The following is a 26,721-nucleotide window of genomic DNA, read 5'->3' on the forward strand; positions in this document are numbered from 1 at the left end:
CAAGGGTGAAACCTACGCTCATCAGAAATGCATTGATAAAGCAGCGAAGGAGGAAGCCGATGATAAACAAGCTACCGAGCCATCGTAACTGCAAAGTATGCAAAACGAGGTTCAAGCCTGACCGCGTAGAAACGTGGTGGTGCTGTCCAGAGCACAAGGAAGAATACTGCATACTTTTATACCGAAAAGACCGTGAGCGAAGGCAGAAGAAGAAATCAGTAGCAGATAAGCAGTTAGCCAAGACACAGAAAGACGAATTGAAAGCCAGGAGGGAGAAGTTAAAGACCAAACCACAGCGAATGGCAGAGGCCCAAACAGCGTTTAACAAGTATGTGAGGCTCAAATATTTAGGTAAACCCTGCATCAGTTGCGGCAGGTATCCAGAACAGAAGTACGGCGGAACGATGGAGTGTGGTCACTATCGAAGCCGCGGCGCAGCACCCCACCTCCGATTTAATCTTCACAATACTGGGTCCCAATGCGTTTATTGCAATCGACACCTAAGCGGCAATGTAGCCGGATTCAGAATAGGGCTTATCGAGCGTGACGGCTTAGACAAAGTTCAGGAAGTAGATTCAAACCACGAAACCCGCAAGTTCGACATTCCATATCTAATCCGCATTAAAACCATCTTCACCAAAAAAACCAAGATGCTTGAGAAAAGGCGATCCCATTTTCAGGAGGTAGCAGCGTGAACGCATATGTGAAAACCATTCCAGAGTTACTTATCGCCGCTTATGGCAACCAATCAACTGTGGCGGCCCAGCTAAATACTCAGCGCTCAACGGTAAAGAAATACGCCAATGACGTGAAGGGCGAACGGCACGCAATTGTTAATGGTCGGCTGATGGTTGGGACAACTGGCAGGAAGAGGATTGATAAATGAGACTGGAATCAATAACGAAACACTTCTTCGCTAAATCCACAATGATTAGCGACTCTCCACGGGCAACGGCTTCTGATTCACTTACCGGCACCGATATCATGGCAGCGTTAGGGTTGGCAGACCTTAAAAGCGGCTTCGGGCTGGAATTGTTTTTGGCAAAACAGGGGATCAGTAATCCGCATCGCGCCGTGGATAGTATTACTCAATATGCGCTGAAAGAATCCGTTAAGTACAAAGCAATCTCTAAGCTCGATGAGGATATTAAACAAAGCGTCGTGCAAACACTCGCAAGATATGCGTTTGCTGATTATGCGCGGAGTGCTGCCAGTGTTCGCGAGTGTGAATGCTGCAAAGGGGAAGGGTTCACTGAATCAGAGGTGTTCACGACTAAAACTTCAATGCCACTATTCAACAGGGAGATCGTTAAAGGCTCCATTAGTTTTGGAGTTGAGGGATTCCGGCCTTCAGAGTATGAAGTCCATAGGGGTCTGCGTGAAAAAGTAAAATTGCTATGTAAGCCGTGCGGTGGGAAAGGGGTGGTTTCCAACTCATGCCGCTGTAATGGGAAAGGCACTGTGGTGGACAAAGAGAAATCAGAACAGCAGGGGATTCCGGTTTATAAAACCTGCGGGAAATGCTCAGGTCGTGGTTATTCTCGACTGCCATCATCTGAGGCTTGCGCGGCCCTTGAGGAGTTCGTCGGTGAGATACCAGAAACCACATGGCGTCGTAACTTTAAACCCATGTATGAAGCTCTGATAAGCAAATGCCATGCAGAAGAGGGTTTCGCTGACGCACAATTGCATGCGGTGACACGATAGAAGCACGATTGCCACGGATGGCGACATTTTAAAAGCAAAGTGTTGACTATTTGGCGGAAATGGACTAGATTCATCTCTAACGGTGGTAATTGCATCCGTTGAGTTGGTAAACAAGATTTTGCGGCGGCACTTGTTAACCATAGATACCGCCGAGTTGGTCACTTCGACTTAGGTCTGGAACTCCAACCATACTGGCTGAGAGGTCGGTAAAATTATAAGCCTCGGTTAATCGCCGGGGCTTTTTTGTTAGCTATGGCTAGATAGGCCAATCGAAAAGCGGTATCGTCACTGCCTGCCATAGCGAACCATGACGAACAACTAGGCGAGGTTGTATATGAAAATAGTTATCTTTTCTGGTGGTGTAAGTAAGGTAGTTAACGCACCAGATGGGACGCTAAAGTGGCATATGATTGGCGATGATGGATTGGAGGACGCTGTCGATGTTCAGATGTGGGAACACAGAGAACTGTCTGTCCATAAGTTTGCCTATTTCGCATTATTCTGCCAAGTCGGTAAAAGCCAAATAACAGAAGCAATAATTAAACACGGTTACGACGTGTAATTACAAAACCATATCAAATAATAGGTCGCTATGTGCGGCCTTTTTGCTTTCTACATTCGCATGGGTACTGGATTGGTTAATCCAATCGTTGTGAAACAGTATCCAGCCGAATGTGGTGAATGCTCATGCTAAAGAGCCGCAATACTGGAGATGAAGTGACCGTGCAGGCTGGCAAAACTCCAGCAGACGGCCTGCAAGGGAGAGTGTAAAACCACTCCCCGACACGCGGAGTAGCGCAGTGAAAGTCTGACATATCCGAGATTAGCGCCGGACACCACATACCAACTTTTAAGGCTGCCAATTTGGTGGCCTTTTTTATTTAGCTCCCGTCAAAACAGTCAATCACTGAAAACACCCTCACACTTTCGAATGACTACGACGGGAGCTATTCCCTACACAACAGCACCCGACCAATAGCCGGGGATATATCCCCAACTGGGGGGTGGGTCATGAAGATGAACGATACCGGGCAATTACCTTATTGGTGGACAGCCTCACTTGCTTTGTTCTCCGCTCTTAGCTTGCAGGAATACATTTTTATAATCGGCGCGCTGATAAGTGCCTGGTTCACCATAAAGACGTATTACGCAAATCGAAGAGAGAAAGCGGCTCAGATTAAAGAGCAGCAGGACCGGACGCAGATACTAAAAGATTACTTGCAGGGCAAGCCTATTGGCAGCCACCCGGAGGCTATTCAGGTGGTCAATGAAGCGTTGCAGCAAATGGAGAGTGAGTGATGGCGACATTAAAGCGTGTTGCCACCGGTACCGCCTGCGCTGTATCAGCCATTATTGCAATCGTCGTATCTAACGGAACGGTTAGGACCAGCGAGAAAGGGTTAGAGCTTATTGGTAATGCTGAATCATGCCGCCGTGACCCGTATGTTTGCCCGGCCGGAGTGTTGACCGATGGCATTGGTAATACTCATGGCGTCAAGGCTGGAGTCATTAAGACCGACACTCAGATAGCCGCAGACTGGGAGAAGAATATTCTTCAGGCTGAATCCTGCGTGAACAAGTACGGCAATGGCAACAAGCTGAACCAAGGCCAGTTTGATGCGGTCACGTCGATCACCTTTAATGCCGGTTGCGCCCAAATGCAGAAATCAACGATGTATCGAATGCTGCGAGAAGGGAAGTTTACTGAAGCCTGTTATCAATTCCCTCGCTGGACATATGGTGGCGGGAAACAGCTCCCCGGACTGGTTGTTCGGCGTGAGAAGGAGAAGGCGCTATGTCTGGGAAATTAACCGCCGCTCTCGTCGCCGTGCTTATCGCATCGCTCTTCGGTCTGACTTACTACCACTACAGAGTTCAATCACTAAACCGTGATGTAGCAGAGTTAAGCAATGTAGCCAAGCAGCAACAAGCCACTCTCGACCAGATAGAAACCCAGCGCCAAGCCGTAGCCGCTATCGATATCAAACACACCAAGGAGTTGGCAGATGCCAAATCTGAAAACGAGCGCCTTCGTGCTGATGTCGCTAATGGCACTAAGCGGTTGCAGCTCAACGCAACATGTACAAAGCCAGTGTCCAAAACCACCGGCCCCGCCAGCATCCCTGATGATGCCAGCCCCCGACTTACTGAGTCCGCTGAACGGGATTATCTCAGTCTCCGCGAGCGAATCGGAATTGCAACCAGCCAAATAAACGGCTTACAGGCGTATATCAATAACGTGTGCCTGAAATAAGGATTGGTATGGCTTGGTATCCAGCGTGGCGTATCAATTGGCAGAGATTCAGATACTGGCGTGAGCAGATAGGATTTGAGTCAGCTTACTCCAAGTTAAAGGCGGAGTGCCAACATGGCGAAAATACTGGCGTGCAAAATAAGCATTAAGTGGTGGGTAATTCCATACCTGCACACTTTAAAAATTTTCTGTTTCCTCTTCGCAACCGAACCAAACATTGACGCCATTGGTAACCTCATCGTGAAGCATGGCGTCAAGACAGAGATTGTTTAACCCCACTGGAGGTTGATCATTATCTTGCTGACGGGTAAGCCGTAAGTGGTGTAGCAACGCCGAGAGGAGTAGCACAGCCGCGAACAAAGAACATGAAGGCTCAGTTTAACGACTGGGCCTTTTTTATTGGCAGTAAATCACCGCGCATTCTCCGCGCAATAAAAACCAAGAGTCTTTTTCGGGATGTGAGGCAGGGATAGGACGGTGGCTTTCATCGTGCCGCTCTTGGGCTGTCCATATCTGGAGAACTGAATCATATCCCAAAAAGGAAATACGATGAAAGGCAATGTATACGCAGTTCAGAACGAAGATTTAGTTAAGATTGGCAGAAGCTTCCGACCAAGTCAGAGAATTAAGGCTCTCCAAACACAGGGTGGATTTATCTCCGGCAACATCTTTATATCTGAAGCATCGTATCTGTACTCAAAGGTGGAGCTTCAATGCCACGCAAAACTTTCCAAGCTCAGAGTTGTGGGGGAGTGGTTTCGCATTGACTTCGCGGATGCAGTGAAGTGCATTAATGATGTTATGGCAATGATCGCCACTGACGAAGCTGAAAAAGCAGAAGAAGCGAAAATTGATGGTCTATCTGGACTAGCTAACGCTTACTTTTATCAGGTGGAACAATTAAAGGTTATTCGGGACGGAATGATAAGTGCTGAATGGACAGCCGAGGCAATTGAATTCAGCTTTAGCCTGGGATTAATGTACGCCAAAAGAATTTATGACGAGCTGTTTATGTCTCCATGCGTAACCTTGATTGGAGATGAAAGTATATGGCTTTGTTATCCGAATGGCTTTGACGAGCACGACAAAGACCAATATGTAGCCAGCTATGACAAAAAGGCTATTGCAACAGATATCGGCTGCTCGATGGATGATGTCCCTGACTGGGATGACTACTCGGTAATCATTGAAGAACAACACCGGTTGGCGGCCTGATATCCCAAAGTGTTAAATCACACTTTGAATACAAATCAATTAATTACAGGTTGAGAGCCACTTTCACAACGGCTCTCAATCATTACAGACATAAACCAGAAGGAAAGCAAAATGACTGTACGAGTAGTAGGCGCAAGCGGCGTTCCTGTTGATGCTGCCAGCCCAAGTGATATTCCATCATCAGTAACCCCAGGAACAGCCGCACAGATTCAAGCTGGTACTGACACGGTCGCCAGAACATGGTCGGCAAAAGTTATTCATGATGAGATCGCTCGCCAGATTGCAGCTATTCCTGCTGCGTAATGTTTAAATTGCAACTCATTAATATCGTCTAGTTAGAAACCCTCCGAGAGTGAAAAGTAGGATGTGCTGAAAATGGCAGAGCTCGTAACTCAATTCAATTGGAAATTTCCCTCATTCGAAGAAGTCATTCAGGTTGGGATTGATGTTGAAAGTGAAATGACAGGATTGCCGCTTAATGCAGTAAACGCATTCAAATTTACTGAAGAAGTGAAAAAGAGAGTAGGCAATTTGATTGTGGTAGAAATCAGCGATTAAGGATTAAGCAATGGCAAAGCTCACCGACAAACAAGAGCTGTTTGCCCGTGAGTACCTGAAAGACCTCAATGCCACACAGGCAGCAATCAGGGCGGGTTACAGCGAAAAGACCGCCCGGAAGATAGGCAGCGAAAACCTCACAAAACCAGACATTGCAGAACGCATCATTGAATTAAAGGATGTGCGCAATGAAGAGGTGGGCATTGACGCCGCCTATGTCCTGCGTCGGCTGGTTGAAATAGACCAGATGGATGTGCTCGATATTATGACCGATGACATGAGCATCAAGCCAGTATCTGAATGGCCGGTTTCATGGCGGCGATATCTTAGCGGTTTCGATCTGGCTGATATGTTTGAAGGTCGAGGTGAAGACCGAGAGATGGTAGGCATCCTCAAAAAAATTAAATGGCCGGATAAAGTGAAGAACCTTGAACTTCTTGGTAAGCATGTCACCGTTCAGGCATTCAAAGAAAATCTGAAAAGTGAGCACGTTGGCAAAGACGGCTTGCCGATTCAGGTGGTGAGCTATACCCCGGCTGATTACGCAGCCGCCTCTAAAGCACTGGAGGACAAACTAGACGGATTGGATTGATATGGCAAAAGTTATTGAGTGGGATGACTTGTCATTTCTTGAGCGCTTGGCGCTAAAGCGTAAATCCGCAAAATCGTTTCTTAACTTTACCCGAATTTGGTTTGAACTGATTCAAGGTGATCGGCTACTGGTTAACTGGCACCACCGGTTGATGGCATCCAAGATTGATGACTTGATCGCCGGGCGACTTAATCCGCGCAATCTGATTATTAATATTCCGCCTGGTGGCACAAAAACAGAATTCTTCTCCATTCACTTCCCAGCATACGTTAATGCCCTTGTTCAAGAGGGCCAGTTAAACCGGTTCAGAAACTTGAATGTGTCATTCGCCGACACACTGGTTAAGCGCAACTCGCGTCGTACTCGCGACATTATTGCCAGTAAGGAATATCAAGAGATATGGCCTTGCTCGTTTGGCGTTAATCAGGCTGAAGAGTGGGAAATACTCAATGAACGCGGTCGCTCGACCGGACAGACGATATCACGCTCAAGCAATGGGCAAATAACCGGTGGGCGTGGTGGTTACTACGGTGAAAAGTTCTCAGGCGTTGTAATGCTTGATGACTACAACAAGCCGGTAGACATGCTGAGTGAGTCGCGCAGGAATAGCGCCAACACCTTGCTAGTTAACACCATCCGTTCGCGTCGTGGCGATAAGTCTAAAGAGCACCCAACGCCGTTCTGTTCGATACAGCAGAGACTGCACACCAGTGACGCTACAGGCTTCATGCTAACTGGCGGGATGGGTGTTGATTTTCATCATGTAGCGATCCCGGCCCTGTTTAATGAAAAATACATTCAAAGCCTATCTGAGCCTTGGCGCTCCCTGTGCTGGGAAACAGTAAAAGACACTGAATCAGTTGTTATCGGTGGTGAGCGTTATTGGTCGTACTGGCCGCAAATGGAATACGTTGGCGACCTTGCGGCTCTGTGGGAAAAAGACCGGTACACATTCCTGTCTCAGTACCAGCAGAACCCAATGGAGTTGACTGGCGGCATCATTGATACCAGTTGGTTTCAGACTTACCAGAAGCTCCCAGCACTTCGATATAGAGCCGTATATGTTGATACAAACAGCGGCAAGGTTGGCGACTTCCTCGATTACACCGTTTTCTCACTAGTTGGAATGGGCGTTGACGGGAATCTCTACATTATCGAGGTTGTTCGGGGGCGATGGGACCCAGAAGACATGCTAAAGAAAGCAGAAGAGCTTTGGGATAAATGGAAACCGTTTAACGCCTATCACCCGAGACCCCTCACAAAGATGGCAATCGAGGATAAGCAAGCTGGTCAGGGGTTAATAACCACTCTGAAGAAACGCAAAGCTATCCCCGTGCATGAAATCCCGCGCGGAGCCGGCCAAAACAAGATTGTCCGCTGCCTGAACGTCATCCCTCAAATAAAGACTGGAAAAGTATACGTGCCTGCTACTCATGATGAGACGGGTGCGGCGATCCCATTAGTTTATTACGACGATGACAGCGTTGCTGGTTCAACAAATTGGGTATTAACAGCCCTGACTGAGTGCGCCGCGTTCTCGGCTGATGATAGTCATGACAACGACGATATTCTCGACACGTGGATGGACGCCATCGACGACAACCTTATTTCGGGGGTAACTCCGATGCGTATCTCACAAGAAACTTTGAGGCGAGCTTAATGTGGTGGTTTAAAAAGAAAGACGAAGCCGCCGAAGTTAAACCGGTTGGCAGCGATGAAGAAACTAAAAGCCCAATCGGTACGAAGATACATAGTCAAACAATGGCACTTGCTGCAAAGCCAAGGAGTGAGCCAGAAAGACCCATTGAAGCATATGAGCCACCACCTGGTGTCATACCTGATAGCGTTGGTAAAAATGCAGCAATGGCGATGGACTCCACGCCTTATGGTTATGTTAACCAAGTATTCGGCGCTGTTGGCTTCCCTGGCTATCCGTACCTTAGTCAATTGGCGTTGCTTCCTGAGTATCGGAATATGGTTAGCATTCGTGCCGAGGAAATGACGCGCAAATGGATTGAGGTTAAGTCAGTTGGCGATGAAGATAAAACAGACCGGATTCAAGCAATTGAAGAGGCCTTAGTCAGATATCGCGTTCGTGAGAAATTTAAGGAAGCAGCCGAGCATGATGGCTTCTTTGGGCGCGCGCAGATCTATATCAATATTCGCTCACCAAAAGGCACTCTTGCGACATTCGACCCGGTAGAGCTTCAGTCTCGATTGTTCCTGTCGAATAAGAAAATAACGAAAGATAGCCTAGTTGGATTTCAAGTCATTGAACCTATATGGACTTACCCAGGCGTATACAACGCAGATAACCCGCTGAGTGAAGATTTCTATAAACCAACATCTTGGTATGTCATGGGGAAAGAGGTTCACAGTAGCCGGTTGCTGTCGTTTATAAGCCGTGATGTTCCTGATGTTTTAAAGGCGGCCTATAACTTTGGCGGCCTCTCGCTTAGCCAGATTGCCGAGCCATATGTAAATAATTGGCTCAGAACGAGAGATAGTATTTCAGACATGATCCACTCGTTTTCCATCACCGCCATCAAAACCAACATGCAAAACACGCTTTCGGGTGTGTATGACCAAGGATTCTTCGACCGGCTCGACTTGCTTAACCAATGTCGAGATAACCGTGGGGTGTTGGCACTGAATGCCGGGAATGGTCAAGATGGGAGTGGCGAAGATTTAATTCAGGTTAACACTCCGCTAAGTGGACTTGACGCATTACAGGCACAAGCACAAGAGCAGCAAGCAGCGGTCAGCAAGACGCCATTAGTTAAGCTTTTGGGCATTACCCCAAGCGGATTAAATGCGTCGTCTGACGGCGAGATTAGAGTTTTTTATGATGGGATTAAATCAGAACAAGAATGCATTTTCCGCGACCCGTTGAAAGTGATTTTCGACATCATCCAGCTTTCTGAGTTTGGTGATATTGATCCGGAAATTACGTTTGAGTTTGTATCTCTGTATGAGATGTCAGACAAAGAGAAAGCGGAAATACGCAAGATTGATGCCGATGCAGATGCTGTTCTAATAGGTGTTTCTGCCATTTCAATTAATGAATCTCGCGAACGCCTTGCGGCTGATCCTGATAGCCCTTATCAATCGTTGGAGATAACCGATGAACTCGACGAAGAAGAGGACGACGAAACCAACGACATTGAAGCGGGTACAACCTAACGCCGGAGTGCATGCCTGGTACCATAAACAACTGACTCAGCTTGTCGATGAGATGAACGAGTCGGTTGGGTACTGGCTGAAAAGTGGATACAAGACAGCGCTAGCGGATGTAGAAGAGGATAGGCAAAAGTCTACGCAACAATTTATTGCTATAGATGCCAGCCCTGTAAAGCTACTGCAAGGCGCTATCAAGAAGCTGAGTCGGCGCTGGCAGAAAAGGTTTGATGATATGGCCGACAAGCTGGCTGGTAGATTTGCTGACCGGTCATTGCGAAACTCTGATGTGTCTCTGTCGTCTGCTTTAAGTGATATCGGCGTTACCGTTAAATTCACTATGACCAATGAAATGAATAACGCGCTTCAGTCGGTCATTGGTGAAAACGTCAATCTGATTAAGTCGATCCCCGAGCAATATCTAACGCAAGTCGAAACAATGGTTATGCAGTCTGTAGGCCGAGGGCGTGATTTGGGCCATCTAGCTGAAGAACTGCAAAAGCGATACGGAATAACTAAACGCCGCGCCGCAACCATAGCCAGAGACCAGAACAATAAAGCTACCGCAACCATGCAATCAGCAAGGCAGCAGGCGCTGGGGATTACAGAAGGAATCTGGCATCACTCGCATGCAGGGAAAACTCAGCGCGCTTCACATGTGAAAGCTGATGGGAAACGTTTTGAGTTATCCAAAGGAATGTATCTTGATGGTGAGTGGCAACTTCCTGGTGAAGCCATTAACTGCCGGTGCACATGGAGTGCTATAATACCTGGGTTGGATTCGTAAAAAATCGAGGCCATTATGAGTAATAGAAGGCATGGCGCAAGAAAACTTAAGCAAATGAAAAATGATGAAGTTATTTTCTCTGCGGTAAATAAAATGGTTCAAGATATTCTTGATCGCGAGTCGGTGAAAAAGTCTATCGACAATCAGAGTGATATTTTTTCTAAATTAATAAAGTAATTCCCCACTACAAAATCAAGGTCGCTTAGGCGGCCTTTTTTATTGCCTCAAATCCGAGATAGAAAAATGAATCCAGATCGCCTCGCGTTCGATCGCGCATCCGTGCGCACGTATGACGTGGATGGTCGGTTGCATGTGGCGATGACTCCAATTAGTAAAGCTAATGTCTGCCCTTATTACGGGCGAGAGATACCGAACTCTGAAGCGCTGGGCCTTGAGCCGGATAAGATTTATTACCTGCTTCGCGATCCGGAAGAGTTAGCTAAGGCTGCATCTACATTCAACAACCTTCCATTACTAAACAAGCATATACCCGTTAGCGCCTCGGACCCTCAAAAAGAGAGCGTATCGGGATCTACTGGTTCAAATGCAAACTTTTCTCACCCTTATCTAAATAACTCACTGGTCGTTTGGGATAACCCTGCAATAGCAGGGATAGAGACCGGAGAGGTGAAAGAACTCTCATCTGCTTATCGGTACAGAGCAGATATGACCCCCGGCGAATACGAAGGCGTCAAATTTGACGGCGTAATGCGTGACATCGTCGGCAACCACGTTGCCTTGGTCGAAAACGGCCGGGCCGGATCCGACGTCATTGTCGGTGATTCACTACCACTGGAGTTACAAATGAAGAAACGCAAAGAGGCGGCTATCCGCTCTGCGCTGTCAGGCATGGCACAAGATGCTGATTTAGACGTCCTGGTGCGCAAAACAATGTTAGCTCTTGATGAAGCCGACAAAGAAGAAAAAGCCGATAAAAAGGCAGAAGACGAAGAATCTGAAGCAGCCAAGAAGAAAGCTGAAGACGAGGAAACGGAAGAAGAAAAAGCCGAACGTGAAGCCAAAGAGAAAGCGGCTGAAGACGAAGAGGAAGACGACAAGAAGAAAGACGATGAAGACAAGAAAACAGCGATGGATGCAGCTATCCGCAAGGCCGGTTCGGATGCAGAAGCTAAAGCCGTAGCTCGTTTTAATGCCATTCGTCGGGCTGAAGCTGACGTCAAACCTTTAATTGGCGATGTAGTAGCGATGGACTCAGCAGACGATATCTACAAGTTTGCTTTGGACTCACTGAATATTGCTCACAAAGGTGTTCACCCATCAGCGTTCCCTGCGCTAATCGAGATGGCAAAAACGCAGAAAGCAGCACCAAAGAATCCGGTGATCGCTCTCGACTCGGCTGCTGCTGATGACTTCAGTAAGCGCTTCCCTTCTGCTGGCAAATTGGTACGGAGTTAATCATGGGATTTCAGAAACAAATTAATCAATATCCAGCGCCTGGCGTAGAGGGTGATTTTGCCTCTGCTAACCCACACGCATCGTTCCTTGCTGGTGAGGGTGAGTTAGTTGCTGGCTCAGCCGGTGTGACCGTTGGCCGCTTTGCATGGGCTGTTGCTGGAGTAGCTTCTAATGCTGGATCTGGTGCTCCTTCAGGCTTCGTTCACCGTGAAGGGCAAGCGCTAATCACTGACTGGCTAGGTCAGCAATCAATGCTCATCCCTGAGGGCTTACCTGTAACGCTTCAAGTGGCCGGGGATTACTGGGCTAAGTCATCAACTGTGGCAACCGTTGGTCAGAAGGTATTTGCATCTCTAACTACTGGGCAAATCCAAACCGGTGCTGCTGGCGCAACCATTGCTGGCTACATCGAAACTTCATTTAAGGTTGGCAGTGCTGCCGCCGCAAACGAACTTATCAAAATCGGCACCTGGAGCTAAATAATGAATCGAGCACAATTTAACGCTGACATGCAAAAGCTTGCCGGTGATTATGGCGTAGTCATGCCAACAGCGGGCGGTTACGTTGAGGATCACTTCAAGAGTCGATTTGACTTAGCAATGGATGCCCAGCCATCACTGGTAACTGTGAGCAACGCCGGTATTCCGGCTTTCCTATCCAACCTGATTGACCCTGAGTTCGTTCGAGTACTTGTTACGCCGATGAAAGCAGCTGAAATCATTGGTGAAACTAAAAAAGGTGATTGGACGCTGAAAACGACTCAGTTCCCAGTCGTCGAATCAGCGGGTCAAGTTAGTTCGTATGGCGATTACTCTAACAACGGTTCAACCAGTTCAAACGTGAACTTTGTTCCTCGTCAGAGCTATCACTACCAGACAGTAACCCAATGGGGCGAGCTGGAGCTGGAAATGTATGGTCTGGCAAAAATCAATTATGCCTCCGACATGAACATCGCTTCCGCTCTGGTATTGAACAAATTCCAGAATAAGAGTTATTTCTTCGGCATTGCTGGGTTGGAGAACTATGGATTATTGAATGACCCTAACTTGTCAGCGCCAATCACTCCTGCCGCAACAGGAACCAGTGGAGGCACAACTTGGGCTACCAAAGGCGGTCAGGAAGTTTATGACGATGTTCAGGCCTTATACACTCTTTTGGTTACACAGAATAAAGGTTATGTAGACCGTGAAACACGCATGACCTTGGGTCTGTCTCCGCAATCTGAAGCTAACTTCACCAAAACGAACATGTACAACGTGAACGTTTCCGACCAGCTGAAGAAAAACTTCCCTAATCTGCGTGTTGTTACTGCTGTTGAATACTCCACTACATCTGGCGAACTGGTTCAGCTGATCGCCGATGAATTGGAAGGCACTAAATCAGCATACGCAGCGTTTACTGAAAAGATGCGTGCACATCCGGTAATCATCCAATTATCCAGTTTCTTGCAGAAAAAATCTGCTGGCACCTGGGGTTCTATCATTCGCCGTCCTACGGCTATCGCTCAATTACTTGGGGTTTAAGTCATGGCAGAAACAGTAATCGTTGGCTGCAAGCTGCCACATGGACTGAATATCAATATCGATGGCAAGACTGTCGTGTTGAACGGATCTAACTCGTCCTCCATTGCGGGTGGTTACGGGCTGACAGAGGGCGTCGACAAGGACTTATTCGACCGTTTCCTATCAGTTTATGCTGATGTTCCTTATGTGAAAAACCAGCTTGTTTTCGCACAAGGTAAGCACTCAAGCGCAACAGCGCAAGCCAATGAGCAGAAGGATATTCAGACCGGGCTTGAGGGGCTAAATCCAGACAAGCCTGCGCCGGGTATCGAGCCAGTTAAAGGTAAGGATAAATAATAATGGCGGTCGTCAGCTTCGATATTGCTGCGTTTCGGGCGCGTTACCCCGAGTTTCAGGCGGTAGATAATGCGCTTCTTGAGCAGTATTTCATCGAAGCGACGATTTACCTTAATAACACCGATGCAAGCCCAGTCACCGATGTTAGTCAGCGTGCAATGCTTCTTAACATGCTTGTCGCTCACATTGCCCAGCTCAATCTAATCGTCAATGGTCAGGTCGCCAACCCATTAGTGGGCCGCATTGACAGTGCGAGTGAAGGTTCTGTGAGTGTTCATGCAGACATGGGTGCTGTGTCGGCTGCCGCCGCGTGGTTCATGCAAACAAAATACGGTGCAGCTTACTGGCAAGCTACCGCTCCATTCCGTTCGTTCAGGTACGTTCCTGGTTCATCACCGTCAAATTGGCCGAATCATTACTTTAGAAATGGTAGGGGGATTCGATAAATGGGTAGTGTGATGGACAAGCTAAATAAAGTTGGGGGATCTCTTTCTTCAGTGCAATTGAAGGTTGGATTCCTTAAAGGTGCCACATATCCAGATGGCACCTCACTACCCATGGTTGCGGCAGTTAATGAATTCGGGAACCCTGGAAACAATCAACCGCCAAGACCATTCTTTAGGAATGCTATTTCTAGGCATTCTTCAGAGTGGTCAGAAAATGTAGAAAAACTAATGTCATCCAATGATGGTGACACTGGAAAAGTTCTACAAATTATGGGGGAAGTAATATCAGGGCATATAAGAGAATCCATCAGAGAACTGGTTGAACCACCACTTAGTGAAGCCACAATCAAAGCCAAAGGGTTTAGTAAGCCTCTAATTGATACTGGTCACATGCTTGATAGCGTTGATTATGAGGTGACCAAATGAACCTTCATGGAATTGTATCTGGTGCTATTGGTGCCATTAATCCATTTATTTCTGCACTTGTTCGCCGGTCTGATGGTTTCACTAATGGTGAGGGCCGGAAACAGGTCCCCAAGTATTTCCCTGACGCGCCGGTCACTATTCAGTTGCAGCCTCTATCCGCTGGCGACTTGAAGCATGTGGACGGGCTAAACATATCCGGCCTGCTCAAATCGATTCATGTTGATGGGAATTTTTACGGCGTGAACCGTCAAAAAGTGCTCGGCGGTGACTTGTTTATCATTGGCAGTGAAGAATGGCTTGTTATTGAACCACTTGAGCTTTGGCCAGACTGGTGCCGATTGCTTGTTCAGTTGCAGGTGACGCCATGAATGATATGACCATTGATAACGTGATCGATGTGCTGGCTGACTTTGCAGAGCCATTCATTGGTAAGTGTGAGCAAGCACAGGCTAACCGGGTTCCAATGGATAAGGGCCAGTTTTGCATTCTGACGCCATTGCGATTTAAGCGTCACTCAACCAGCCGAGAAATCAAGAAAGATACCGGCTCACCATCAACAAGTGCCATTGGCTTTACTGAGGTTAGACAGGCTGATATTCAGGTTGATATCTACGGCGATAACGCTGGGGATAGGGCTATCGCTCTGGAGACCTTATTTCGCACTGGGTATGCATATGACCTAATTAAATCCATTGATGATCGAGTGGCGCCTCTTTACAGCTCTGAGGCTATTCAGGCCCCAATGATTAATGGCGAAAACCAGTGGCAAGAGCGTTACATGGTGACCGTCTCGCTACAGGTTCACATTACTATCGATGTTCCGCAGGACTACTTCGACAAAGCAGAAATAACAACTCAACAGGCTGATAAGGCGACTTCATGAGCAAAATTCCATTATCGCGTGACTTTAAGATCACGCCATCCACTGTAAACGCAGCCGGTACCGCGCTGGATGTTTACGGTCTTCTTTTATCCGATAACGAGTTGCTGCCTGTTGGTAAGGTTTCAGAGTTTACCAGCGCAGCAGACGTTGGTGCCGCCCTTGGCACAACCAGCAAAGAATACCTGGCCGCGTCGCTATATATGTCCGGGTATGACAATTCCACTGTTCGACCTGGCGCAGTCTTGTTTGGTCGGCTAGTCCGCGCCCCTGCTTATGGATGGCTTTTGTCTGGAAGCTTTAAAGGCGTGAAAATTTCGGACTTACAAGAGGTTTCTGGAACAATCACATTAGAATTGGATGGCGTTCCATTAACGACCTCAGCTATTGATCTATCTGGAGCCACAAGCTTTACCGAAGCAGCTACATTAATTGCTGCCTCGATAGGCGCAGGAGCTACGGTTAATTGGCTTCCTATTCAGAGCAGGTTTTTTATTCGCTCAACCTCTACAGGGGCAAGCAGTTCTGTATCCCAAGCATCCGTTAGCGCCACTGCAACTGCATTGAAACTAACCGCTGACACCGCGGCTACAACTTCTCCCGGATCTGATATAACCAGCATTACAGATACAATGGCGGCGATTGTAAATCAGAATCAGGATTGGGTGATGACCGCTAGCCTGGTTGATCTCGCTGACGAAGAAAAAGAAGAACTGTGTGCATGGGTAAGCGCATCAACTAACCGCTATGCCTACTCGATGTATGACACATCGGAAGATGCGACAGTTTCCAATAATGATTTGTGCTTCGTTCAAAGTGTGGTCATTCTGAATGGCTATGAAAATGTGTTCCCTGTTTATGGTTCATATCTCTACGCAGTGCTGGCGCTGGCTTACTCTGCATCACTTAATTTCAACCGAACCAATGGCCGAGTATCTTACAAATTCCGGGCATTCGCAGGTATCGCGCCAAACGTAACTGATAACGCAACTGCTGCCGCGCTAGAGTCAAATGGCTATAACTTCTATGGCGCATACGGTCAGAATAAGACCCTGGCTAACTACGTGTCGGATGGTGCCATCACAGGCAAATTCCTGTGGCTTGATAGCTTCATCAGCCAAGTATGGATCAACGCCAATCTTGTTGCCGCATTCGCTAACCTGTTCACCAATAACGCTTCATATGCGTTCAATGCCGGTGGTTACGCTTCCATATCTGCTGCTGTGATTGATGTGGCTACCAATGCGATTAACTTTGGTGCTATTCGTGCTGGCGTTACGTTGGATCAGGCGCAAATCAACATCGTTAATGATGCCGTGGGAACTGACATTTCTAATGTGCTGTATACGCAGGGCTGGTTCTTCTTCATCCCTCAGCAAACAGGTGCATCACGCACCGAGCGCAGCCTTGATGGTGCAATCTTCTATTACGTCGACGGGCAGTTGATTCAAAGCATCGACATGACCTCAACAAATATCCTGTAAGGACTGAAAATGCCTATCGATATTACAAGTGCCAACTCGAAGCTGCGTATCATCGTGCCATCGTTTTACCCTGGTGGGTTCGATGTTGATGATTACGCGGCTGAAGATATGTTTGATACCGGCGCATTGCAGAACGCTGAGGATATGATGTCAGCAGATGGTAAATACCATGCTGGCTTTATCTTCAACCCAACGGAGCTGACTATCACTCTAATGGCGACGTCTACCGCTGCCCAGCTAATAGGGGATTGGTACGCAGCCGAGCGAACCGCAGTGGCTAAGTTTGCTTGCAACGCAGTGCTGACCATCCCAGCCCTTAATATTAAGTATAACTTTGTGAATGGGGTGCTTTATACGTGGACCCCAGCACCTCCGGGCAAGCGGGTATTACAACCACGGCCCGCGATATTCCACTTTGAATCCTGCACACCGAGCGCCGCATAATGTCCAGAAAACAAATCACGTATATCGTGGAAGATGAAGGCAGAGATAAGGGCAAGGAGTTCATTATCACTGAGATGTCAGCATGGGATGCCGAAGAACTTTCGGAAGAGATTTACCGGGCCATGGGTCATGGTGAATTTAACTCATTACCGGCTGATGTTGTGTCGATGGGGGTTGCAGGTTTGGCTACGGTAGGTGTATCTGTTCTTGCTGCCGCTCCTGCATCAGTATCACGACCTATTTCCGATAGAATTCTATCGACAGTAGAGATTGTGATAACCAATGAAGGGAAAGATATTACCCGAGCTATCAAGCCTATCGACTTCGAAGAAATTTCAACCATTCGAACACTGAAGGATAAGGTTTTTGAACTGAACTTTGGTTTTTTATCACTCGCCGCCAAGTAAAGTTTCCTTACCTCGAAACCCCAAGTCCACCGCGAAAACTCACCGCAACAGTAAACATTCCTAAGAACATATACGCCGTTATATGCTCAGGAAAGGCCACGTATGCAGAATTGCAGAACGACCTGTCTGTGAGGGATATGTTTAATCTGCTGGAAGTTATCGCGGTGGAAGCACACAACAGCGTTGCCTGGCGGCAGCATATGGAGAAACCACGGTGATTATAGAAGAGCTGGCATACAAAGTTACTGTAAGAACCGAGGAATTTCTCTCTGGTAAGAAAAAGGTCGAAGAGGGAGCTAAGAGCCTTGGCAAAAATGTGTCAGATGCCTTGGGTGAGGCGGAAACCAGCACAAAAGGCATTGGCACGGAAGTCAAGAAAGTCGGTGACCAAGTGCGCCGTACTGCTGATGATACCAAGCGCCCATTTGGTTTTATCAGTGGCGGATTCTTTGGTGCTGCCAAGGGTGCTAAGGAGTTTGGCAAAGAAGGCAAGGAAGCATTGGGTAGTGTTGTCACTGGAACTGCCAAGTTCCTAGGTTTGGCCCTGTCCATTGAAGGGACTCGTCGTTTGTTTACCTCGGCAACTAATAGCCTTGTTGATTTAGGGAATGCGTCAAAGTTCCTAGACCTAAATCCTAAAGAGGTTGATGGTTGGAAGAAAGGTGCGGAATCGGTAGGGAGTTCTGCTGAGGCGATAACCAGTGCATTAGTGAAGTTAAAAAACACCAAAAACTGGTCAGTATCTGGCATGGGAGCGCCAGACGATTCTACCCAGGCAATATTACAACTAGGCTCACAAGTTGGGGTAGATATAATTGGGGCCAAAGATCCAGGCGAGATGTTTAAAAAGGTTGAAGAGGCGTTGCGTAAACTTCCAAAAGAACAAGCGTCGACCTATATTCAGCGACTTGGATATGACACATCATTGCTACCATCAATCCTTGATGGCTCTCTTGACCAAAAGCAGGGGAAGTTTCAAGGTACTTCAAACAATACTGAACAGATGATTAAGCAGGCTCTAGAGGTGAAGGAGGTGATGGTGAAATTAGACCAGACCACTGAGAGCTTGGGAAATAATCTGGTTAAGGTTTTTGGCCCCGATGCTGTGGCACTTATGGAAACCTTCAATCAATGGGTCACAGCAAACGGAGGTAATGTTATTGATTTCTTCAAAGATGCAGATAAATGGGTTCGGCAATTTTCCGCAGCATTGGCTGGCAATAAAAACGCCATTCACCAGTGGGCACAGGTATCAGACAACTTCAACTTGATATCTGGGTTCAACAAGCCGGTTATAGATGTTGGCGGCTATATGAATAAAAAGCTAAAGGGCAATTCGGCTTGGGAGTGGTGGAAGGGAATAAAAGATAAAGATATCCTTGACTTGCTGAAAGGTGATGGGAAATATGACGAAGAAAAATTACTTGATGCGCTGATGATGGCCGAGAGTGGTGGCAATTCGAAGGCTGTATCGAAGGCTGGCGCTGTGGGAGCATATCAACTAATGGAGGGAACGGCTCGAGACATGGGGCTGCGAGTAGATAATGAGGTTGATGAAAGAAAGGACCCGATAAAATCCAGGGAGGCGGCACGGAAGTACCTTAATCGGCAAATCAATAAATACGGAAGCGTTGACCTTGGACTTAAAGCATACAATGTCGGACCAGGGGCCTTGGATAGGTGGATTAATTCAGGATCAAGACCTCAAGACCTGAACAAAGAAACAAGCGCTTATGTTGGCAGGGTATCGAAATACTATGGTAGCGATCTAGCTAATGCCGCATCAATGTCTTCAATACCTCAAAATAGTCAAAGCAGCGACAACAGTCAGACTAGCACTACACACATTGGAACTGTTCAGGTTAATAGCAACCCTCAAAGCGTTGACGCAATACAGAAATCCATTGAAGAGCAACTTCGTCGAAGTGGGATGACTGGTTCGTTTATCTCTGGAAATTACTAAGACTACTTTTCTTTATTTATTGTAATTCCGGCCTGAGGGAATCGCTTTGAATGTTTGGATATTGCTGTAATTTGAGGAAATCCACCAGAACCGCACATGGAGTATTGAACATACACCCAGTCACTATCGGAAAATATACCATCAACCCATGAACGACTAGCATTATCCAATGATGAGAAGTTTGTCGGTATACTGATGCTCGCGTTATTCATGTCGGAAAAAGTCATTTTCTCAGGGTATCTATCATCAGAATCCATTGTGATTTTTTCAATTTTCATCATTTTTTCATTAACGTCGCAACCAGATATTTCAACGTTGAATGACTTCACCATAACCATTTCGTTTTTTATGTCATTAATAATAGTAGTTACTTCCATAGGATAATCACTTAGAGCATTGAGTGTTTTTGCCGATGAGTAAAACGCGATAAGAAGTGATGCCGTTGCTAGGACTGCACCAGTAAAACTGGTCTTTATTTTCATATGAATTTCCTTATGTTTTCGATGATTTTACCCATTAGCTGATGCAATAACACGCAAAACAGCCTACTCAGGTGGAATTTTTCTTTCTGGCGGTAACCATGAGCATTATAGACATAAACACCAGCGACATATTCAACGCTATTGGTGGTGGTTCTCCGTTGTCTATTATTGATAGCGTAATCCATCCATCATACTCGATCCGAAATCATGGGCAGGCAACCACGGCACTTGAATTCAGCGGGATGGCATCAATCCAGCCTAGCGCGGGAGCCAGCGTTGTCACTGCTCCTATTGAAAATGGCAAGTACCAATCTATCAATAAAGTCGCTCGTCCTGGTAGGGTTGTATGTGATGTGGTCATATCTGGTCTTACTGGTTTAACCGGCTCAATCCCAAATATTTTTGATCTTACATTTACTAGCCAATCTAAATCTCTTACCACAATCAAATCAATGCTTGAATCAGCAAACCTGTATGACATTGATACACCGAAGGATACATATGAAAGTTATGATCTTATTGACCATGGCTACTCGGTAAATAGTAAGCGTGGGGTGTCTTTGCTTGTTGTCAGTCTGATATTTGAAGAGATTAGGCAGCAAATGGAGGTCCATCTATCAAGTACTCAAGCAAAAAACACCCCCACAAAAGATGGGACTCAGAACGGTAATACCGGAGTTGGAGAGGGTGCCAATAACGGAGATTCGTCACCATCAAAAATTGACGAACTTCAAAAGTCATGGACTAACTTGAAAAAAGCAGTTGGTGACACAGTCGATGGTGTAACTGGGGCAATATCAACAGGGTTCACCTCTGCTATTGATACAGTTAAGGGGCCTCTGATTGAGGCTGCTACATCGGCTGCTGATAAAACAACCAATCTGGTTAACTCTATAAAAAGCGAGATAACATGAATGTAATCACGCTGGAAAATAAAAAATCTCAATCAATATTTATAACGCTTGAAGGTCAAAGTTGTTTAATAAGGCTTATACAAAGAGATAGTTATATATATATGGATCTCACAGTCAATGGTGACCCCATACTTCAAGGTGTTCCATGCTTATATGCAAATAAGATTGTTAGATACAAATATCTTGGGTTTAGAGGTGATTTATTTTTTCTTGATAATGAAGGTCAGTCTGACCCTCAATGGAATGGGCTTGCGGATAGATTTCCTCTTTATTTCATAACGGAGGCTGAACTTGTATAGCAAAAAAGAACTACGTTATGAGTTTGCTTTATCGAATGGATCTTTTGATAAAGAGGGAAATGACAAAATAAGCATTGATAACGTTAAATCTTCATTTCGGGTTGGTTCGTATGGAAGTTACGGCGGCGTTCAATCAGAAATAATGATATTCGGGCTTAGTTTAGATCGCTTAGCCATGTTGTCAGGTAAAGGTATTGGGGTATGGACGCCAGCACAAGACACAAGCATTAGCGTCTACGTTGGGGTAAATAAAATATTTTCAGGTGGCATTTTCGCCAGTTACGCCAACATGAATGGTCAACCAGAAACCGCTCTAATTATGAATGCGGTTGCTGGATTAAGCCTGAAGACTTCATCATCTAGCGCATTCTCGCAGCCTGGCGCTGTCCCTGTATCCACAATGCTTGGTGCAATCTGCAATATATTTGGATTTAAATTAAACGCTCACGGCCTTGATGGAATCATTGCTCAAAGCCCTAATTTTGCCGGTAGTCCAATGGATCAAATAAGGGACATATGCCTTGCCCATGGGTTGAGATATCAGATTTTCGATAATGTTGTAACCGTATGGCCGGAGAAGTCGGCAATAGATGATGTTGTTCCATTAGTATCTTCAGAAAGTGGATTGATTGGATATCCTGTGTTCTCGCAAAACGGAATAACTTTCCAAACTCAATTTTCCACATTGCTATCCCAAGGCAGAGTAATTGAGCTTGTTACATCACTGCCTAATGCCAGCGGAAGATATTTATTGAATGTCGTTGAGCACTTCCTCAGTTCATGGACGGAAGGTGGCAGTTGGCACACAGTGTGCCAAGCCTCAAGAATGATGCAGGAGAATAACCAATGAATAACCCTTATTCTCAATCTCAAAATCAATCCAATGATAGTGATGCATTCGCCTCATCATTCAATAAGCTACTTAACTCAAATTACTTTATCAGACTTGCTACTGTAACCGCCGTTCGTGGTGCAGCACCTAATCTTGTGGTCGATGTATTACCACTGGTAGCAGATGTCCGTAGCAGTGATAGAACTATCATTCAGGGTTCGCAGATCTACAGCATTCCCGTTTGGAGATTACAGCGTGGTGGTAGCGCAATAATTATGGATCCAGTAGTTGGTGATATTGGGCTTATCGCAGTGAGCGATGTGGATATATCAGTGGCGAGGGCAACTCGAAAAGAATCTGTTCCTGGTAGCCTCAGAACTCACTCACAATCAGATGCTATTTACTTTGGTGGCGTGCTGAATGGTCAGCCAACACAGTTTATCGAGTTTGCAGATGGTGCGATAAATATCACATCTCCAAATCCAGTAAACATAACTTGCTCAAAGGCTACTGTGATCGCTCCTGATGGCGTGGAATTCACGACTCCACTGGCTCACTTTTCTGGTGATATCAAAGCTGATGGGAATATCACTGATAATGCTAGTTCGCAAAGCGCATCACTGAAAACGTTACGTGATAAATACGATGGTCATAAGCACCCAGTTACTGGCGTGCAAACTGGCACCTCAACGGTAACTTCTAATGTAACGGACAGCCCAGCATGACATACAGAACATTATTGCTAGACCCCGATACGTGGGACTTAACGTTGGATGGCAATGGGAACATTGGCATTGCAGATGGTGGTTATGCTGTCGCTCAGGATGTCGCATCAGCCTGCCTGGTGTTTTCTGGTGAGTGTTATTACGACAATACTCTGGGGATCCCATGGAAAGAAGAGGTGCTGGGCTCTCGGCCATCCGCTGGCTATATTGCCAAAAAGATGGAAGGTGAGGCAAAGAAATTGCCCATTGTTAGCCAGGCTATCGCCAACGTATTTTTTGACAAAAGCACACGTAGAGCTCGGGGTGCCATTCTGGTGACTGATAGAGACGGAAACCAATCACAGGTAATTCTATGACAACTTTGAAAACAGCGGTTCCCGGCGTAACCATCACAGAGACTGGCTTGCTAGTTCCTGATATTGCTGACGTCCTATCAGGCAGGCTTACTGATTTTGATTCAGCCATGGGGGGCGGTGCCAGTCAGTCACTATCATCACCACAGGGCCAAATATCTCAGTCAGATACAGAGATCATCGCAACAAACTATGATGCTTTGCTTTGCCTGTTCAACCAGATGAATCCTGACTATGCGACCGGTCGATTTCAGGACGGTATAGGGAGAATCTATTTTCAGGAACGCATATCAGCTCAAGGGACCGTTGTCACAGCAACATGCAATGGCGCAGTAGGGACGTTGATTCCAACTGGGAGCACTGCGCAAGATGAGGCTGGATATATTTACCAGTCAATCAATGCTGCAACCATAGACTCAACAGGGTCTGTAGACGTTGAATTTCAGAATCAAACTACCGGGCCAATCCCATGCGGAGTGGGTGAGTTAAATCAAATATATGCTTCAGTTTCAGGATGGGATGCAATCACTAATGACGCGCCAGGCGTTGTGGGTATTGATGTTGAATCCCGCGTTGCATTTGAAACCCGCCGCCGCCAGTCTGTAGCAAGGAACGGTAGCAACACCGATGCATCATTGCTCGCGGTGTTGCTTGAAACGGAAGGTGTTCTTGATGCTTATGTTTGGTCAAATCGTGAAGCCGTAACAGTCAACAAGGGAACAACAAACTACCCTGTAGTCGCTCACTCAATTTATATTGGCGTTTATGGTGGAGAGGATGCAAATGTAGCCAATGCTATTTTGAGCAGGAAAAACCCTGGGGCAAATCTTAATGGCGATACTCACTACACGATTGAAGATAAAGACAACTACAGCGCACCATATCCATCCTACGATATGCAGTGGGAAAAGGTAACGCCAACAAGAATTTATTTCAGGATAGAAATTGAGATAAATGAAAATCTTCCTTCAGATATAACCTCTCAAGTGAAAACCATGGTTGAGAGTGTATTCAATGGCGGATATGAAGGAATACCAAAAGCGAGAATTGGCGCGAGAATCAATGCCGGAGTTTATTACGCTCCTGTAATTTCTATCTCACCAGATTATGTAAGCATATCTTCAATTACCATATCTAAAGATGGCTCGACATTTACACAGTCAGTTACGCCGGGTATCGACCAGATACCTACAATACAACAATCTGATATAGAGGTGACACTAGTGTGAGCCAAGAAGATACTATTCTAACGCAATACTCAGCCAGCAATAGAATCCTCTCTATAATCGACACATTCAATCAAGCCGTAAGCCTTTCAGACTTCACTGATGAGTTTATAGAAAAAGTGTGGGATATCACAACTTGTGAAACCTTTGGGCTAGATATGTGGGGTAAGGTTGTTGGTGTATCTCGATATATTAGAGCGGAAATAGATAATGACTGCTTTGGCTTTTCAGAGGCCGATGATGGTGGTGGTTACCCATCGCCATTTGGTGATAGTCCATTTTATGCAGGAACTCAAGAAACAGAAACAGTAAGACTAAGCAACGAGGCTTACCGAACACTCATTCTCTGCAAAGCTTTTTCGAACATAAGTATCGCCACAATAAAAGACATAAACAGATTTCTTACCATGCTATTTCTTGACCGTGGGCGGGCTTATTGTGCCGATTATGGCGATATGAGGATGGGAATAATATGTGAATTTAAGTTAGAGCCATTTGAGATATCAATATTAGAAAATTATGAAGTTCTGCCAATACCAAGTGGGGTGTTGGTAAATTTACGTCAAATTGTATCTCCTTATTTTGGCTTCGCTCCAGACGCCTATCCTTTCAACGATGGAACATTTTTCAGAGATATTTAAATGAACAGATCTGACGAACCAACAAAGCAACCAGTACCTTTCGGAGTTAACGGGCAGCGAGAAGTTATTGAACCAGACACAACCCCAGGAGACAACTCTGCATCGTATAATTTAGGCTTCCCACCGATTACCATGATCTTAAAGACTGCGGGAGGATTACCCCCTAAAGGTCAGGATATGAATCAGGTGCTATTTGAACTATCAAGCCTATCCAGATGGTCAAGCGCAGGAGCATTAAACGCATATGATTCCGCGTTCTCTACAGCAGTGAATGGGTACCCAAAAGGTTCCCAATTAGCTAACTCAACATTTACTGGAAGCTGGTTAAATACAGTTGACGGGAATACTTCAAACCCAGAGTCTGGAACAGCAACAGGATGGGTTCCATTTAAAAATAACGGTGTAACTGCCATTACTGGACTTGCGGCCGCCAACGTCACGCTGACCGCTCTGCAAGCTTCAAATGACCGTGTAACTTTGGCTGGCGTGCTAACTGCGAATATTAATGTCGTGTTCCCCGCCTGGTTATCAAAGTGGATCGTAACCAACAACTGTACTGGGAATTTTACTGTAACCTGTAAAACCGCTTCAGGAACTGGTGTTGCTATCCCTGTAGGAACTACAGCAGTCGTATTCAGTGATGGAACGAATATCACATTGAATGGCCCACTGATGGTGCAGGCAGCGACAAACAACAATCACGCAGTAAACTTAGGGCAGGGTAATGCTCAGTGGTCACCTGTTGTCGGCGCTTCTCGTAATGCGAAAATGTCCGTAACGGCTGCCTCAGCCATTGCAACATTTACCGCAGATCAACTGACGGTTACTACTGGGCTGAGTGGACAGCCGTATCTGTTAACCAGCTTCAGCAAGACAATTAACCTTGCCACCACCGGCGCTGGCGGGATGGATACCGGCACCGTTCCGGCAGCGGGCTTTGTGGCTCTGTATGCGATTTATAACCCAACCACTCAAGTCTCTGCATTGCTAGCGGTTAATGCTACGTCAGTGCTGGCCCCTGAAGTATATGGCGGGGCTAACATGCCATCGGGTTATACGGCGTCCGCGCTGGTCAGTGTGTGGCGAACTGCAAGCAGCCAGTTCATAATAGGTTATCAGGTAGCAAGACAAGTTTCCTTCCAGAGGATTGCAATACTCGCCACATCAACTCAGCAAGCAAGTATGACTGCGCTGAATATTCCAAACTATCTGCCAATAAACGCTATTTCATGCAATGTTGATGCTGCGGTAAGTTCATCGACCTCAACAAATGCAGGGTTTGGATTTTCATCATCGGCTTCAGGGATTGCTTGGAAAGCTATCGCTGGATATACAACAACTGGTACTGGAGTTACCGGGCAAGGAATTGACTTGCCAATTATCACCCCTCAAACAATATATTATTCTGTCACAATTGGCGCGGGCACGCTTTCATTCAATTCAACTATTCATGCGTATGAATTCTAAGGTGGTTTATTTTGGATATTCTATATGTGCAGTTTTCTGATGAAACAGAAACAGTAATAGTATCTTGGTTTTGCTGCCCTCAGTCACCAGAGGTATACGATAATTTAGGAGAGATTTACGCAGACGATCCAAGATATATCGTTTATTTCGAGTCTCAACCTGAATGG

At 46.2% G+C, this 26,721-nt stretch carries 35 protein-coding genes; 34 read left to right on the forward strand and 1 reads right to left on the reverse strand.

What is annotated here, in order from left to right:
* The first annotated feature begins 59 nt into the window (after nucleotides 1-59).
* The 26 genes from Q2T71_RS08090 to Q2T71_RS08215 all read left to right on the forward strand — a co-directional run bounded on the left by Q2T71_RS08090 (nucleotide 60) and on the right by Q2T71_RS08215 (nucleotide 19,615).
* Nucleotides 60-695 (forward strand): recombination protein NinG, encoded by a 636-nt coding sequence (locus tag Q2T71_RS08090; protein WP_372558714.1) that lies wholly within the window; start codon nucleotides 60-62, stop codon nucleotides 693-695.
* Nucleotides 692-886, forward strand: a complete 195-nt coding sequence (locus tag Q2T71_RS08095; protein ID WP_372558715.1) for a protein ninH — start codon at nucleotides 692-694, stop codon at nucleotides 884-886. The genes Q2T71_RS08090 and Q2T71_RS08095 overlap by 4 nt, the downstream gene beginning before the upstream one ends.
* Nucleotides 883-1,707 (forward strand): antitermination protein, encoded by an 825-nt coding sequence (locus Q2T71_RS08100; protein ID WP_372558716.1) that lies wholly within the window; start codon nucleotides 883-885, stop codon nucleotides 1,705-1,707. The genes Q2T71_RS08095 and Q2T71_RS08100 overlap by 4 nt, the downstream gene beginning before the upstream one ends.
* A 334-nt stretch (nucleotides 1,708-2,041) precedes the next feature.
* Complete coding sequence (locus Q2T71_RS08105; RefSeq protein WP_372558717.1) at nucleotides 2,042-2,269, forward strand: hypothetical protein; 228 nt, start codon at nucleotides 2,042-2,044, stop codon at nucleotides 2,267-2,269.
* Between the two features lie 455 nt (nucleotides 2,270-2,724).
* Complete coding sequence (locus Q2T71_RS08110; protein WP_048620322.1) at nucleotides 2,725-3,006, forward strand: hypothetical protein; 282 nt, start codon at nucleotides 2,725-2,727, stop codon at nucleotides 3,004-3,006.
* The gene (locus Q2T71_RS08115; RefSeq protein WP_372558718.1) at nucleotides 3,006-3,518 is read left to right on the forward strand and encodes a lysozyme; all 513 of its coding nucleotides are present in this window, start codon (nucleotides 3,006-3,008) and stop codon (nucleotides 3,516-3,518) included. Before Q2T71_RS08110 ends, Q2T71_RS08115 begins: the two co-directional genes overlap by 1 nt.
* Complete coding sequence (locus Q2T71_RS08120; protein WP_372558719.1) at nucleotides 3,503-3,961, forward strand: lysis protein; 459 nt, start codon at nucleotides 3,503-3,505, stop codon at nucleotides 3,959-3,961. The genes Q2T71_RS08115 and Q2T71_RS08120 overlap by 16 nt, the downstream gene beginning before the upstream one ends.
* A gap of 549 nt (nucleotides 3,962-4,510) precedes the next feature.
* Nucleotides 4,511-5,176 carry a GIY-YIG nuclease family protein gene (locus Q2T71_RS08125; protein ID WP_087815648.1) on the forward strand — a complete coding sequence of 222 codons (666 nt, stop codon included), beginning with the start codon at nucleotides 4,511-4,513 and terminating at the stop codon, nucleotides 5,174-5,176.
* A gap of 111 nt (nucleotides 5,177-5,287) precedes the next feature.
* Entirely contained in the window at nucleotides 5,288-5,479 is a 192-nt protein-coding gene (locus Q2T71_RS08130) for a hypothetical protein (RefSeq protein WP_372558720.1), read from the forward strand.
* A gap of 72 nt (nucleotides 5,480-5,551) precedes the next feature.
* Entirely contained in the window at nucleotides 5,552-5,734 is a 183-nt protein-coding gene (locus Q2T71_RS08135) for a hypothetical protein (RefSeq protein ID WP_372558721.1), read from the forward strand.
* 10 nt (nucleotides 5,735-5,744) lie between these two features.
* Nucleotides 5,745-6,326, forward strand: a complete 582-nt coding sequence (locus Q2T71_RS08140) for a terminase small subunit (RefSeq protein ID WP_372558722.1) — start codon at nucleotides 5,745-5,747, stop codon at nucleotides 6,324-6,326.
* 1 nt (nucleotide 6,327) lies between these two features.
* Nucleotides 6,328-7,986, forward strand: a complete 1,659-nt coding sequence (terL, locus tag Q2T71_RS08145) for a phage terminase large subunit (RefSeq protein ID WP_372558723.1) — start codon at nucleotides 6,328-6,330, stop codon at nucleotides 7,984-7,986.
* Entirely contained in the window at nucleotides 7,986-9,509 is a 1,524-nt protein-coding gene (locus tag Q2T71_RS08150; RefSeq protein WP_372558724.1) for a DUF1073 domain-containing protein, read from the forward strand. Before terL ends, Q2T71_RS08150 begins: the two co-directional genes overlap by 1 nt.
* Nucleotides 9,510-9,561: 52 nt before the next feature.
* Nucleotides 9,562-10,290, forward strand: a complete 729-nt coding sequence (locus Q2T71_RS08155; protein ID WP_372559882.1) for a phage minor head protein — start codon at nucleotides 9,562-9,564, stop codon at nucleotides 10,288-10,290.
* A gap of 243 nt (nucleotides 10,291-10,533) precedes the next feature.
* Nucleotides 10,534-11,706, forward strand: a complete 1,173-nt coding sequence (locus tag Q2T71_RS08160) for a DUF2213 domain-containing protein (protein WP_372558725.1) — start codon at nucleotides 10,534-10,536, stop codon at nucleotides 11,704-11,706.
* Nucleotides 11,706-12,185: a hypothetical protein gene (locus Q2T71_RS08165; RefSeq protein WP_263700952.1), complete on the forward strand. Its 480-nt coding sequence runs from the start codon at nucleotides 11,706-11,708 to the stop codon at nucleotides 12,183-12,185. The genes Q2T71_RS08160 and Q2T71_RS08165 overlap by 1 nt, the downstream gene beginning before the upstream one ends.
* 3 nt (nucleotides 12,186-12,188) lie before the next feature.
* Nucleotides 12,189-13,229 carry a DUF2184 domain-containing protein gene (locus Q2T71_RS08170; protein ID WP_263700822.1) on the forward strand — a complete coding sequence of 347 codons (1,041 nt, stop codon included), beginning with the start codon at nucleotides 12,189-12,191 and terminating at the stop codon, nucleotides 13,227-13,229.
* Between the two features lie 3 nt (nucleotides 13,230-13,232).
* Complete coding sequence (locus Q2T71_RS08175) at nucleotides 13,233-13,565, forward strand: hypothetical protein (RefSeq protein WP_050941608.1); 333 nt, start codon at nucleotides 13,233-13,235, stop codon at nucleotides 13,563-13,565.
* 2 nt (nucleotides 13,566-13,567) lie between these two features.
* Nucleotides 13,568-14,011: a DUF4054 domain-containing protein gene (locus Q2T71_RS08180; RefSeq protein ID WP_372558726.1), complete on the forward strand. Its 444-nt coding sequence runs from the start codon at nucleotides 13,568-13,570 to the stop codon at nucleotides 14,009-14,011.
* Nucleotides 14,012-14,437 carry a hypothetical protein gene (locus Q2T71_RS08185; protein ID WP_372558727.1) on the forward strand — a complete coding sequence of 142 codons (426 nt, stop codon included), beginning with the start codon at nucleotides 14,012-14,014 and terminating at the stop codon, nucleotides 14,435-14,437.
* The gene (locus tag Q2T71_RS08190) at nucleotides 14,434-14,805 is read left to right on the forward strand and encodes a hypothetical protein (protein ID WP_372558728.1); all 372 of its coding nucleotides are present in this window, start codon (nucleotides 14,434-14,436) and stop codon (nucleotides 14,803-14,805) included. Before Q2T71_RS08185 ends, Q2T71_RS08190 begins: the two co-directional genes overlap by 4 nt.
* Complete coding sequence (locus Q2T71_RS08195; RefSeq protein WP_372558729.1) at nucleotides 14,802-15,320, forward strand: hypothetical protein; 519 nt, start codon at nucleotides 14,802-14,804, stop codon at nucleotides 15,318-15,320. The genes Q2T71_RS08190 and Q2T71_RS08195 overlap by 4 nt, the downstream gene beginning before the upstream one ends.
* Entirely contained in the window at nucleotides 15,317-16,801 is a 1,485-nt protein-coding gene (locus Q2T71_RS08200; protein ID WP_372558730.1) for a DUF3383 domain-containing protein, read from the forward strand. The genes Q2T71_RS08195 and Q2T71_RS08200 overlap by 4 nt, the downstream gene beginning before the upstream one ends.
* Before the next feature lie 9 nt (nucleotides 16,802-16,810).
* Complete coding sequence (locus tag Q2T71_RS08205; protein WP_372558731.1) at nucleotides 16,811-17,245, forward strand: hypothetical protein; 435 nt, start codon at nucleotides 16,811-16,813, stop codon at nucleotides 17,243-17,245.
* Nucleotides 17,245-17,652, forward strand: coding sequence for a hypothetical protein (locus tag Q2T71_RS08210; protein ID WP_372558732.1), 408 nt, complete (start codon nucleotides 17,245-17,247; stop codon nucleotides 17,650-17,652). Before Q2T71_RS08205 ends, Q2T71_RS08210 begins: the two co-directional genes overlap by 1 nt.
* Nucleotides 17,653-17,866: 214 nt before the next feature.
* Nucleotides 17,867-19,615, forward strand: a complete 1,749-nt coding sequence (locus Q2T71_RS08215) for a lytic transglycosylase domain-containing protein (protein WP_372558733.1) — start codon at nucleotides 17,867-17,869, stop codon at nucleotides 19,613-19,615.
* 2 nt (nucleotides 19,616-19,617) lie between these two features.
* On the opposite strand, the gene Q2T71_RS08220 is transcribed toward Q2T71_RS08215, so the two are convergent.
* Entirely contained in the window at nucleotides 19,618-20,097 is a 480-nt protein-coding gene (locus Q2T71_RS08220) for a hypothetical protein (protein ID WP_372558734.1), read from the reverse strand.
* A 98-nt stretch (nucleotides 20,098-20,195) separates the two neighbouring features.
* On the opposite strand from Q2T71_RS08220, the gene Q2T71_RS08225 reads away from it, so the two are divergent.
* Genes Q2T71_RS08225 through Q2T71_RS08260 form a run of 8 tightly spaced genes read left to right on the forward strand, consistent with a single transcriptional unit; the run spans nucleotide 20,196 to nucleotide 26,554 of the window.
* On the forward strand, nucleotides 20,196-21,011 hold the full coding sequence (locus Q2T71_RS08225) for a hypothetical protein (RefSeq protein ID WP_372558735.1): 816 nt from the start codon (nucleotides 20,196-20,198) through the stop codon (nucleotides 21,009-21,011).
* Nucleotides 21,008-21,310 carry a hypothetical protein gene (locus Q2T71_RS08230; protein WP_372558736.1) on the forward strand — a complete coding sequence of 101 codons (303 nt, stop codon included), beginning with the start codon at nucleotides 21,008-21,010 and terminating at the stop codon, nucleotides 21,308-21,310. The genes Q2T71_RS08225 and Q2T71_RS08230 overlap by 4 nt, the downstream gene beginning before the upstream one ends.
* Nucleotides 21,303-22,160 (forward strand): hypothetical protein, encoded by an 858-nt coding sequence (locus Q2T71_RS08235; protein WP_372558737.1) that lies wholly within the window; start codon nucleotides 21,303-21,305, stop codon nucleotides 22,158-22,160. The genes Q2T71_RS08230 and Q2T71_RS08235 overlap by 8 nt, the downstream gene beginning before the upstream one ends.
* Complete coding sequence (locus Q2T71_RS08240; RefSeq protein ID WP_372558738.1) at nucleotides 22,157-22,867, forward strand: phage baseplate protein; 711 nt, start codon at nucleotides 22,157-22,159, stop codon at nucleotides 22,865-22,867. The genes Q2T71_RS08235 and Q2T71_RS08240 overlap by 4 nt, the downstream gene beginning before the upstream one ends.
* Nucleotides 22,864-23,223: a hypothetical protein gene (locus tag Q2T71_RS08245; RefSeq protein ID WP_372558739.1), complete on the forward strand. Its 360-nt coding sequence runs from the start codon at nucleotides 22,864-22,866 to the stop codon at nucleotides 23,221-23,223. Before Q2T71_RS08240 ends, Q2T71_RS08245 begins: the two co-directional genes overlap by 4 nt.
* The gene (locus Q2T71_RS08250) at nucleotides 23,220-24,449 is read left to right on the forward strand and encodes a baseplate J/gp47 family protein (protein WP_372558740.1); all 1,230 of its coding nucleotides are present in this window, start codon (nucleotides 23,220-23,222) and stop codon (nucleotides 24,447-24,449) included. The genes Q2T71_RS08245 and Q2T71_RS08250 overlap by 4 nt, the downstream gene beginning before the upstream one ends.
* The gene (locus Q2T71_RS08255) at nucleotides 24,446-25,087 is read left to right on the forward strand and encodes a DUF2612 domain-containing protein (protein WP_372558741.1); all 642 of its coding nucleotides are present in this window, start codon (nucleotides 24,446-24,448) and stop codon (nucleotides 25,085-25,087) included. The genes Q2T71_RS08250 and Q2T71_RS08255 overlap by 4 nt, the downstream gene beginning before the upstream one ends.
* Entirely contained in the window at nucleotides 25,088-26,554 is a 1,467-nt protein-coding gene (locus tag Q2T71_RS08260) for a hypothetical protein (protein ID WP_372558742.1), read from the forward strand. It abuts the gene before it with no gap.
* The last annotated feature ends 167 nt before the right edge of the window (nucleotides 26,555-26,721 follow it).

It is taken from the genome of Yersinia sp. 1652 StPb PI, from assembly GCF_041538345.1.
Classification (GTDB): Bacteria; Pseudomonadota; Gammaproteobacteria; order Enterobacterales; family Enterobacteriaceae; genus Yersinia; species Yersinia enterocolitica_E.